9 protein-coding genes, 1 pseudogene and 1 riboswitch are annotated in these 10,020 nt (G+C 66.3%); of the genes and pseudogenes, 1 reads left to right on the plus strand and 9 read right to left on the minus strand.

The window, feature by feature from the left end:
- Positions 1 to 218: 218 nt before the first annotated feature.
- From QZY07_RS23495 to QZY07_RS23510, 4 genes are read right to left on the minus strand one after another with little or no spacing between them, the layout of a single operon-like run.
- Positions 219 to 908: a precorrin-8X methylmutase gene (locus QZY07_RS23495; RefSeq protein WP_295408188.1), complete on the minus strand. Its 690-nt coding sequence runs from the start codon at positions 906 to 908 to the stop codon at positions 219 to 221.
- Positions 909 to 915: 7 nt separating this feature from the next.
- Positions 916 to 1,758 (minus strand): sirohydrochlorin chelatase, encoded by an 843-nt coding sequence (locus QZY07_RS23500; protein ID WP_295408190.1) that lies wholly within the window; start codon positions 1,756 to 1,758, stop codon positions 916 to 918.
- The gene (gene cobM, locus QZY07_RS23505; RefSeq protein ID WP_295408192.1) at positions 1,751 to 2,545 is read right to left on the minus strand and encodes a precorrin-4 C(11)-methyltransferase; all 795 of its coding nucleotides are present in this window, start codon (positions 2,543 to 2,545) and stop codon (positions 1,751 to 1,753) included. The genes QZY07_RS23500 and cobM overlap by 8 nt, the downstream gene beginning before the upstream one ends.
- Before the next feature lie 4 nt (positions 2,546 to 2,549).
- Positions 2,550 to 3,203 carry an energy-coupling factor ABC transporter permease gene (locus tag QZY07_RS23510; protein WP_295408194.1) on the minus strand — a complete coding sequence of 218 codons (654 nt, stop codon included), beginning with the start codon at positions 3,201 to 3,203 and terminating at the stop codon, positions 2,550 to 2,552.
- Between the two features lie 177 nt (positions 3,204 to 3,380).
- Positions 3,381 to 3,603: riboswitch (cobalamin riboswitch) on the minus strand.
- 275 nt (positions 3,604 to 3,878) lie between these two features.
- Here QZY07_RS23510 and bluB point away from each other — a divergent pair.
- Positions 3,879 to 4,525 (plus strand): annotated as a pseudogene (gene bluB / locus QZY07_RS23515) (5,6-dimethylbenzimidazole synthase).
- Here bluB and QZY07_RS23520 read toward each other — a convergent pair.
- The 5 genes from QZY07_RS23520 to recJ form a co-directional block, all read right to left on the minus strand.
- Complete coding sequence (locus tag QZY07_RS23520; RefSeq protein WP_295408197.1) at positions 4,489 to 5,376, minus strand: phosphatase PAP2 family protein; 888 nt, start codon at positions 5,374 to 5,376, stop codon at positions 4,489 to 4,491. The pseudogene bluB and the gene QZY07_RS23520 sit on opposite strands and share 37 nt — an antisense overlap.
- Positions 5,373 to 7,058 (minus strand): glycosyltransferase family 39 protein, encoded by a 1,686-nt coding sequence (locus QZY07_RS23525; RefSeq protein WP_295408205.1) that lies wholly within the window; start codon positions 7,056 to 7,058, stop codon positions 5,373 to 5,375. The genes QZY07_RS23520 and QZY07_RS23525 overlap by 4 nt, the downstream gene beginning before the upstream one ends.
- Before the next feature lie 5 nt (positions 7,059 to 7,063).
- Positions 7,064 to 8,080 carry a glycosyltransferase family 2 protein gene (locus QZY07_RS23530; RefSeq protein WP_295408199.1) on the minus strand — a complete coding sequence of 339 codons (1,017 nt, stop codon included), beginning with the start codon at positions 8,078 to 8,080 and terminating at the stop codon, positions 7,064 to 7,066.
- A 22-nt stretch (positions 8,081 to 8,102) separates the two neighbouring features.
- Positions 8,103 to 8,636 carry a ribosome biogenesis factor YjgA gene (gene yjgA / locus QZY07_RS23535; protein WP_295408201.1) on the minus strand — a complete coding sequence of 178 codons (534 nt, stop codon included), beginning with the start codon at positions 8,634 to 8,636 and terminating at the stop codon, positions 8,103 to 8,105.
- Positions 8,637 to 8,666: 30 nt separating this feature from the next.
- The coding region (gene recJ, locus QZY07_RS23540; RefSeq protein ID WP_295408203.1) for a single-stranded-DNA-specific exonuclease RecJ at positions 8,667 to 10,020 on the minus strand (1,354 nt) is incomplete at its 5' end.

The raw sequence follows: 10,020 nt of genomic DNA on the forward strand, positions 1-10,020 counted from the left end.
AATGCGGGAAGTCGAAGTGGCCGCGTAAAGATGCCGAAGATTCCAGGTGTCAATCACCGCGACGCCGTCCGTGCCTTACAGAAAGCAGGGTTCCGAGTTGTCCGGGAAAGCAAGCACATCATCATGTCTGACGGCGCGCGAATCTTAACCATTCCAAGAGGGAGTCCTGACGCAAGAAGTACCGCAATGGCGACAAAACCGCATGAAAGTCGAGCCCCCTACCCCACCCGCCCCGTATCCGCAAGCCCGAGCAGCGCATGAATCGCCGCGACCACCAGCGTCGAACCGCCTTTGCGACCGCGCACCAGAATCCAGGGCACCGCCGCGACCTCGGCCAGTCGCGCCTTGGACTCGGCCGCCGCCACGAACCCCACCGGCATGCCGACCACCAGCGCCGGACGCGCGCCCTGCCCTTCGATCAAATCGATCAGTTCGAGCAGCGCGGTTGGCGCGTTGCCGATGCCGACGATGGCGCCCTCCAGCAATCCCAGCCGCTGGGCCTTGCGCATCGCCTGCACGGCGCGGGTCGTCCCCTGCGCCTGGGCCTGCGAAACCACGTCCACGTCGGCGATGAACTGGCTGGGTCGCAGACCGAACCGCAGCCGCCGCTTGGGCGAGAGTCCGGCCAGGATCATCGCCACGTCCGTCACCAGCGGTCGCCCGGCGCGCTGGAGCGCGGCCACGCTGGCCGACACCGCCGCCGGATGAAATTCGGTCAGACCGTTGAGATCGAAGTCCGCGCTAGCGTGGATCATCCGCCGCACGATCGGCCATTGCTCCGGCGTGTAGTCGTGCGGACCGGTCTCGGCGTCGATGATGGCGAAGGAGTTGTCCTCGATCGAGCGCCCGGCCTGGGTATTCTGTTGGGTGACCGCCCCCGGTTTGACTCTCCGTTCGTCTCGCGTCATGGTGACCTCAAATCCGCGTGTGGCTGTGATCGTGATGGTGTTCCATGGCGGCGGCTTCGCGATACTTGCAGCCATCGCACTCCAGCAGCCCGCATTCGGTCGAATCAGACCCCATCGCCCGGCGGTCGAGCAGCTCGAAAATCCCCTCGTCGAACCCGAAGCGTTCGCCCAGCGCCAGGGCGATGCGCGGATACTGGACGCGCAGCCGGTCCACCTGCGCCTGAATGCGCTCGGTCAGCCGCCCGGCAAACAGATAGACCGGCTGGATGACGATCTGGGTCATGCCCAGGCGCGCCTGACGCTGTACCACCGTCTCCAGGCGCGGCCAGGCGATGCCGGTGAAGGCCAGATCCACCAGATCGTGATCGCGATTCTCGAACACCCAGCGCGTCATCTTCGCCAGTTCGCCGTTGGCGCCCGCGTCCGAGGAACCGCGCCCGAGCAGGATCACGCCCGTGGTCCGAGGGTCGGGCAGATCCAGGCTCCGCGTCAAGGCGTCGAGTCGGTCTTCCAGGACGCGCAGAATCTCGCGTCCCATCCCAAGATGACGCGCCATCTCGAACGTTACTTCAGGATGACGTGCCCGCGCCTCGGCGATGGCCGCCGGGATCTCCATCTTGACATGACCGGCGGCATTCAGAATGAAGGGGATGACCATCACCCGGCGGGCGGCGCGGGCGGCCTGGTCCAGCCCGGTATCGAGCAGCACCGCGTCGTGCTCGATAAAGCAGGTCTCGATGCGCCAGCCGGGATGACGCGCGCGCCATTGCTCCGCGAAGCGCAGCAATTCCGCGTTGCCGCCATGGAAACGGGAGCCGTGCCCCACCAACAGCAGGACGGTGTCATTCATGAGGATTCTCGGGAGTGCTGGCCGCGCGGAAGCGATGTCCGAAGGCCGGGTCATAGAGTTTGGAGGGCGACAGGTCGGCCCAGCCGCGCGCGCCCAGCGCCGGGCTGGCGACGATCATCGCCTGCGAATCGATGCCGGATTCGTGGCACAGACGATCGATCTCGTCGAGCCGACCGCGCACGATCCGCTCGGCGTCCGGCCAACTGGCCTTTTGCACCACCAGCATTGGGGCGTCCGCCGGCCAGCCGGCGGCGCGCAGCGCGCGCTCCACCTCAGGCAGCAGGGTCGCGGAGAGATAGATACAGAGCGTGGCGCCATGGGCGGCCAGCGACTCCAGATTCTCGCCGGGCGGCATGGGCGTGCGCCCGGCGACGCGGGTGAGGATCACCGTCTGGGTGACGTCCGGCAGGGTCAGACTCTCTCCGGCCGCCGCCGCCGCGGCCATCGCCGAAGTCACCCCCGGCACCGATCGCCACGTCATGCCGGCGGCATCCAGCCGTCGGGTCATCTCGGCCAGCGCGCCATAGAGCCCCGGATCGCCGGTCTGCAAGCGCACCACGGTCTCGCAACGGCCGGCCTCCCGGATCAGCCAGTCGCCGATCTGGTCCAGCGTCATGGATTTGGAGTCCTGGAGCCGACAGCCGGGGGGCGCGTACCGGGTCGCCGCCACATCCACCAGCGAACCGGCGTAGAGGATGGCGCCGGCCTGCTCGATCAGGCGGCGTCCCTTGACCGTGATCAGATCCGGATCGCCCGGTCCGGCGCCGACAAACCAGACGCACCCCATGGTCTTAGCCCGCCCTGGCTGGCGTCGTGGCCAGCGGCGCCGGCAGATCGAGACAGAGTTGCAGCAGCGGGCGCTGCGCATATGGCGCGATCGCCTTGACCAGCAGCAGGGTAAAAACCGGCTCGAACGCCACCACCGCGAGGTACGACGAGGCGAACAGCGCCCAGTTGGCGAGCGGCGTCGCCTCCTCGCCCAGCAGGAGCCAGAAGCCGACCATCAGGGTCACGCCGGCATAATAGGCGCCGTCCAGCTTGAGAATGGTCAGCACATTGAGCCGAGCGATCCGCTGGCCCAGGGTGTAATGTACGGCGATTAAGGGGATCGCCAGCGACAGCGTATTCACGCTCAGATGCACCAGATCGCCTGGTTCGAACAGCAGCCCCTGCAACAGCAGGCCCAGACCGAAGCCGAACAGCGTGGGGATGAAGCCGAAGAGGAGATAAATCGGCATGGCCCCGACGAAATGCAGTTCGGACGCGCCCACCGGGAGATGGAACAACTGCATGAAGAGCGAGAAGAAGAGCGCCGCGAGCAGGGTGCGCAGGATCAGCGACGGCTGCTTGATCAGCGATGGCAGATAGACGGAAAGAACGCCGACGGCGGCCAGATTGGCGGCCGCGACCTTGGTCGCAACCAGCATGCCCGGTTCGATATGCATGACGAATAACCTCGTAAACCTGAGTCAACAACACGAGGTGTCAGGCGGGGAGCGGTCGACCCACGCGCGGGCAACCCGCCACGCGGGACGCTCGCAACCTTGGTCGCGGCAAACAGGGTCAAGGTCGCGCAGGCAACCCGGACGACCCGGTCGGCTCAAGCCTCACCCCGAGGCTCACACCAGTTCACGCGCTCGGGCCGGTCTTCTGGCTTGCCGTCATCCGGATTCCGCCGCCTTCCCGCGCGGGAGCGCAGTGGCGGTGTGGCGGTTCCGTCAGGCTTACAGCAGCGGGGGCTGCGCCGGAGTGATCGGGCACGCAAGCGCGCGCGACGTCACCGGACTTCCCGTTTCACCCCTTGGCGCGGTCACGCCGCGAGGCACCCGAAAGCGAGCCGGAAGGATACGCCGAAGCGAAGCGGGGTGGCAAGGTGTGTCTCTGGCGCGGGAACACTGGCTTGAGAACCGAGCCAAACCGCGTTGACAGCCAAACGTGCCGGGTCTAGCGTTGCCGGCAACCCTCTCGGCGCAGAGTGACGCTCATGAGCTCGCACGCTCCACTGCGCTCCGTCATCACGGCGCCCCGGAGGCGGTCTATCGTCTGGGCCGGCTCACGACCTCGTATCTCCGTCTGTATTTTCCATCCAACCCAGGCGCCGCCACGCGGCTATTCCGACCATGAACCATCGCTTCAACGATTCCGACCTCGCAGCGGTCTACCGCGTCATCGACGAACGGCGCGACATGCGCCATTTCCGCCCCGATCCGGTGGACGAGACCGTGCTCGCGCGCCTGCTGGAGGCCGCCCATCACGCCCCGAGCGTGGGCTTCATGCAGCCCTGGCGCTTCATCCGCATCCGGAACCCAAACCTGCGCCAAACCATCCACGCACTCACGCAAGAGGAGCAGGAACTGACCGCCCAAGCCTGCGGCGAGCGTGCCGAACGGGTCCGACGACTCAAGCTGGAAGGCATCCTGGAGTGCGGCGAGTTACTGGTCGTCGCGCTGGCCGAGGGGCGCGGGAACTATGTGGTGGGCCGGCGCACCATGCCTGAGATGGATCTGTGCTCGGCGGCCTGCGCCATGGCTGGCCGCCCGCGCCGAGGGCTTGGGGATGGGCTGGGTCTCGATCTATGACCCGGTCCGGCTTGACCGGCTGCTGGAACTGCCCGAGGGCGCCCGCTCGCTGGCGGTGCTGTGCCTGGGTCAGGTGGACGCCTTCTATCCCGAGCCGATGCCAGGAGACCCTGGGCTGGGACCGGCGCCGGTCGCTGGCGGATCTGGTCTTTCAGGATACCTGGGGGCGACCGGTCTCCACGCCCTGACCGCGCCGCCGCTCTCGCCACAGCGGCAGGACGAAATACTGCAACAGCGCGCTCAGGAGCGCGCCCGCGCCCAGCCCCTGAAGCATGAGCGCGGCCCCTGGATAGCCGCCATCGTCGTACAGCAGGCCGACGGCCAGAACGGCGGCCAGCGTGACGATGGCCAGATGGACGCTGACATCGGTTGCCGGCCCCGGCCAGCGCGCGGCGAACCGGGCGCCGAGCCAGGCCGCGAGCGCCCCGCCCAGCAGACCCGCCGCGACATCCACCGGCCAATGCACCCCGACCGCCACCCGGCTGAACCCCGCGAGAATCGCAAGCAGAAGAAAGAGCAAGCGCCACTCGACCAAGCGGGCATGGTAGATCAGCACGCCGAAAAAGACCCCGGCCGTGACGCTGTGACCCGACGGGAAGCTGTGATGCCGATGGCCGGGACCGATGAGATGGAAAGCGTCGGCGGCCAGCACGCCCGGCGGTCGCGCCGAATCGACCAGTTCCTTGAGCCCGCGACTGTAGAGGATCGCGATCAGCGCGGACAGGATCAACGTCCAGAATACCCGCGGATAGCGCAGCGAGAAAAACAGCGACAGCGCAAAGGGCACCCGCTCGTCGCCCAGGACCGTGAGACATTGCCAGATCCAGTCCGGATAACTCGCGGCCCAGGCGTTGAGGCGGAGGAAACCGGCGTGATAACCGCACGCCAGCACGAGCGTCGTCGCGACGATCAGGCAAACCAAGGCCCAGCGCGTCAGCCAGCGGGCGCCGTCTGGCGATTCCAGCGGGGTCCGCGCCGCTCCGGCGGCCAGTCGGTCATGCCAGTCGCGGAGCGGAACGGTTGGCGCGCGCTCGATCATGGCATGGAGTGCATGCGGACCAGTGCAACCGCGCCGCGCCGATAGACGATCTCCTGCCGCAGTTCAGGGTAATCCCGTGTCAGCGAGTCCAGCTTGTCGACCCGTAAAAACACCAGCTCGCCCGCGACCGGCGGACGCTTGGGCGTGATGGCGTCGCGATAGACGCTGAAGCTCGGCATCGAGGTGCGATACACCACCGTCGGCAGATCGAGCTGTTTGGCCATCAGCCCCGCTTCCTTGACGGGCGCCTGCATCGCCTCGAACACGCGCGGCACCAGGAAGCCATAGACCACCCAGGTCTGCACCAGGCCGGCGAGCACCAGTCGCTGCCACAGCGGCGGTCGCGACCAGCGCAGCAGCACGATCATGGCCGCCAGACCGGTCAAGACGGCAAGCCCATAGGGAAGGTCGAGCGCCCGTCGGCCATCGATCAGCAGCGCCGATTCATGCGCCTTGAGTTCCAGCATGGCCCGCACCTCGGCCGAGTCGCTGGTCGTGATCCCTTCGATCACATGAAGGATGGTATCGAGCATCAGCGGCAAGGCGACCAGCAGCGCGAACAGGAGCAGCGGCGGCGCGAAAGCCAGCCAGCGGTTGGTCAGCCGGTCGCGATGCCGGGCCATGAGGATGAAGAGCGGCACGGCGCCGTACAGCAGATAATGCGGCAGCTTGGTGCCCGAGAAGGAAAAAAAGACGAAGACCGTCAGGAACCAGATCCAGAGAAAACGCTCCAGCGGATCCGACCAGGCGGTTCGATAGGCATTGAACAGACTCAGAAACCAGCCGGTGAAGGGCAACAGGATCAGCGGCAGCATGACCAGATAATACCCCGGAAACCCGGCATGCCCGTGCATCGCCTCGCCGAAACGTCCGGCGTTGTGCTCCAGGAAGAAGCTGCGGAAGAAGTCCGGGCCGTCGTCCAGATAGATGGCCAGATACCAGGGACCGGCCACCAGCAGAAAGATCAGCCAGCCGAGCGGCGAGAAGGCCGCCCTGAACCAGCGCAGCGACACCAGCAGACTCTGTTTCGACCAACGGATCTCGGAGAGAAAAAACAGAAAGCTGACCAGCACCGGGAAGAAGACCGCCACCGGCCCCTTGGTTAGAAAACCCAGCCCCATCCAGAGATAGGCGCGCAGGATGAAGCGGCGATTGGTCTTGGGGTCCGGGTCCAGAAAATAGCGATAGATCTCGAAGAAGGTCAGCGCGATGAAGAGATTCAGCACGGCATCGGCGACCGCCGCCTTGGCGATGAGCGACACCTGAAGCGACAGCACCATGACCAGCCCGGCAACCGCGGCGGTCGGCGCGTCCAGCCGTGCGCGCACGAAGCCCCAGAGCGCCAGCACCCAGAGCGTGGCGGCCACAGCCGAGGGTAGCCGCAGGGCGAATTCGTTAAATCCGAAAATCTCGGTTGAGGCCGCCTGCAACCAATAAATGAGCGCTGGCTTGTCGTAGCGCGGCTCGCCGTCCTTGTGCGGGGTGATGAAGTTGCCGCTGTCCAGCATCTCGCGGGTCGCCTCGGTAAAGGCGCCTTCGTCGAGGTCGTAGAGCGGCACCGCCCCCAACTGCCAGAAAAAACTCAGCGCCACGACGAGCAGCAGGAACCAGGGCGAGGTCATCGCCCGGCCCATGGCCATCAGCCAGAGGGGTTGCCTGTCAGCGTTCAACGCCGGAGTCATGGTCGTCATGTCGGAACCTTCCAGCCCGCCGCCGCGGGATCGGATTGCCAATGGATACGATGGTGGGTGCGCTTGCCGGACGCATAAAAGGTGCGCGTGAGCAGTTCGGCCAGCACGCCGGTGGTCAAAAACTGAATCGAGGCGACAATCAACAGGATCGAGATAAACAACATGGGACGGTGCCCGATATTCTGGTCCAGCACGAATTTCACCACCAGCAGATGGGTCATCATCAGGGTGCCGACCAGACCGAAAACGATCCCGATCATGCCGAAAAAATGACCGGGACGCGAGCCGAAACGCAGAAAAAAGAACGCCGCCAGCAGATCGAGAAGCACCCGGAAGGTCCGCGAAAGGCCATATTTGGAGACGCCGAACTGACGCGCCCGATGACCCACCTCGGTCTCGCCGATGCGTTCCGGAGCCGTCACCCCCGCCACCCACACCGGGATGAAGCGGTGCATCTCGCCTAGCAGGGTGACCTCCTGGATGACCTCGGCCCGGTAGACCTTGAGGCTGCAACCGTAATCGTGCAGCCTCACCCCGGTGACCTTGCCGATCAGTCGGTTGGCGATCCGCGACGGAATCTTGCGCATCACCAGCCCATCCTGGCGCCGGCGGCGCCAGCCCTGCAACAGATCCAGATCGCGCGCCAGCAGTTCGTCGATCATACGCGGGATGTCCGCCGGATCGTTCTGCAAATCGCCGTCCAGGGTCGCGATCAGTTCGCCGCGCGCGGCGTCGAAGCCCGCCTGCATGGCGGCGGTCTGACCGAAGTTGCGCCGCAGACGGATCACGCGCAGATGGCCGCCGACCCGGTCGGCCTGCGCGCGCAGACGCTCGCCGGTGCCGTCGCGGCTGCCGTCGTCGACGCAGATCAGTTCCCAATCGCCCCGGTAGTCGGCCAGCCCCTGCCCGACCCGCGTCACCATGGGTTCGACATTGTCGATTTCCTGGTACATGGGGATCACGACCGAGAGCGAAGGGCGTCTGTCGGAGCCAGTATCAGCGGGAGCATTCATCGAATTCGCGTCCATTGTTGTATCAACCTTCGACCGTCTCCGTCGCCTCGCGCAGATACCGAAACAGCTTGCGCGGCGCGTCTGGCCGGCCGCGTTCGGTATCGCGTTGGGCGGCGCGGATCAGCGTTCGTAACTGCTGACGGTCAACCGCCGGACAGTGTTCGATGAAGTCCGCCAGCGCCGCATCGCCCTCGGCGATCAGACGTTCGCGCCAGCGTTCGAGCGCATGGTGACGGGCATTCAGTTCGCGCTCGCGCTCCCCCGCCTGATCCATGAGCGCATGAACGGCCGCCATGTCCTCCTTCTCCAGCAGGTTGGCGATCCGCTTCCAGTGCCGCCCCATTGCGCGAAAATCCTTGATGCGCGCGGTCTCGTCGAGCGCGATCCAGGTCGCCGGGCTGAGTTTCAAGCGCTCCAGTTCGACGCGCGGCAGGCCCGCCAGACGCTCGGCCAGCGCCTGCAGCGCCAGCTTCTCGCGTTTGATTTGACTCTTGCTTGGGCCTTCGGGAGGACACTCGTCGTCATCCCGGTCGGGATCGTATTGATGTTCAATCATCGGTATCGGTTCGGGAATCCTGGCGTTTGGTCAGTGGTCTGCCTGCAGATCCTCAAGGATCAACTGCGGCGAGCGAACGCCGCGATACTCGTTCACGTCCAGCCGATAGGCCAGTCGGACCCGGCCCCGCGCCTCGGGCAGCTTCTCGCCCAGGTTGAACCCGATGGCGTCGATCGGCTCGCCGTCGGGCATGGCCACTCGCAACTTGAGATGACGCTCGCCCACGATCCGCGCCTGCAGAACCTCGAAGCCGCCATCGAAACAGGGCTCCGGAAAACCCTTGCCCCAGGGGCCGCCCAGCCGCAGCGCTTCCGCCGTGTCCAGCGTCATCAGCCCGCCGGGCAGCGGGCCATCGGAGCGGATCTCGGGTTGGCGCGGGAGATCGCCGAGTTGCGCCCGGACCGCCTCGATAAAGGCGACCCGAAAGTCCTCCAGCCCCTCCGCTTGCAGGGTCAGGCCGGCCGCCATCGCATGACCGCCGAAACGCTCGATCAGACCCGGATGACGGCGGTCGACCCGATCGATGGCATCGCGGATGTGCAGCCCGTCGATGGAACGCGCCGAGCCGCGCAGCAGACCGTCGCCGGCCTCGGCGAAGGCGATCACGGGGCGATGATAACGCTCGCGGATACGCGCCGCGACGATTCCCGACACCCCTTGATGCCAGTCCTCGCCAAAGAGACAGAGCGCGGGCGGCAGCGTCTCGCCATCCAGGCAGAGCGCATCCAGGAGCAATTCGGCCTGATCCTTCATCTCGCCTTCAATCTCGCGGCGGCGACGATTGAGGCCGTCCAGCTCCTGGGCCATCGCGAAGGCCCGCGCCGGATCGTCGGTCAGCAGACACTCGACGCCGAGCGACATCTCCTCCAGCCGCCCGGCCGCGTTGAGCCGGGGCGCGGCGAAAAAGCCCAGGTCGGTGGTCGTCGCGCGGGTCGGATCGCGGCCCGCCACCTGCAACAGGGCCAGGATTCCCGGACAACAGTGCCCGGCGCGGATGCGTCGCAGACCCTGTTCAACCAGAATACGGTTGTTGCGGTCCAGGGTCACGACATCCGCGACCGTGCCGAGCGCGACCAGATCCAGCAGCTCGGCCAGGTTCGGCGCCACCCGTCCGGCCGCGAACCAGCCGGTCTCGCGCAACTGGGCGCGCAGCGCGGCGAGCAGATAGAAGACCACGCCCACGCCCGCCAGATGCTTGCTCGGAAAGGCGCAATCGGGCTGATTGGGGTTGACGATGGCCGCAGCGTCCGGGAGCCGGTCGCCGGGCAGATGATGATCGGTGACCAGTACCGGAATGCCCAACTCGCGCGCCCGCGCGACGCCGGCGATGCTGGCGATGCCGTTATCGACCGTGACGATGAGATCCGGGCGCTGCGTCAGGGCC

It is taken from the genome of uncultured Thiocystis sp. (genome assembly GCF_903866365.1).
In the GTDB taxonomy this organism is placed as follows: Bacteria; Pseudomonadota; Gammaproteobacteria; order Chromatiales; family Chromatiaceae; genus Chromatium.

What these genes read in the sequence shown, in the direction of transcription:
- yjgA (WP_295408201.1), bottom strand. Translation starts at nt 8,636, where the DNA reads ATGATTGAACATCAATACGATCCCGACCGGGATGACGACGAGTGTCCT.
- cobM (WP_295408192.1), bottom strand. Translation starts at nt 2,545, where the DNA reads ATGGGGTGCGTCTGGTTTGTCGGCGCCGGACCGGGCGATCCGGATCTG.
- QZY07_RS23510 (WP_295408194.1), bottom strand. Translation starts at nt 3,203, where the DNA reads ATGCATATCGAACCGGGCATGCTGGTTGCGACCAAGGTCGCGGCCGCC.
- QZY07_RS23530 (WP_295408199.1), bottom strand. Translation starts at nt 8,080, where the DNA reads ATGAATGCTCCCGCTGATACTGGCTCCGACAGACGCCCTTCGCTCTCG.
- QZY07_RS23500 (WP_295408190.1), bottom strand. Translation starts at nt 1,758, where the DNA reads ATGAATGACACCGTCCTGCTGTTGGTGGGGCACGGCTCCCGTTTCCAT.
- QZY07_RS23525 (WP_295408205.1), bottom strand. Translation starts at nt 7,058, where the DNA reads ATGACTCCGGCGTTGAACGCTGACAGGCAACCCCTCTGGCTGATGGCC.
- QZY07_RS23520 (WP_295408197.1), bottom strand. Translation starts at nt 5,376, where the DNA reads ATGATCGAGCGCGCGCCAACCGTTCCGCTCCGCGACTGGCATGACCGA.
- QZY07_RS23495 (WP_295408188.1), bottom strand. Translation starts at nt 908, where the DNA reads ATGACGCGAGACGAACGGAGAGTCAAACCGGGGGCGGTCACCCAACAG.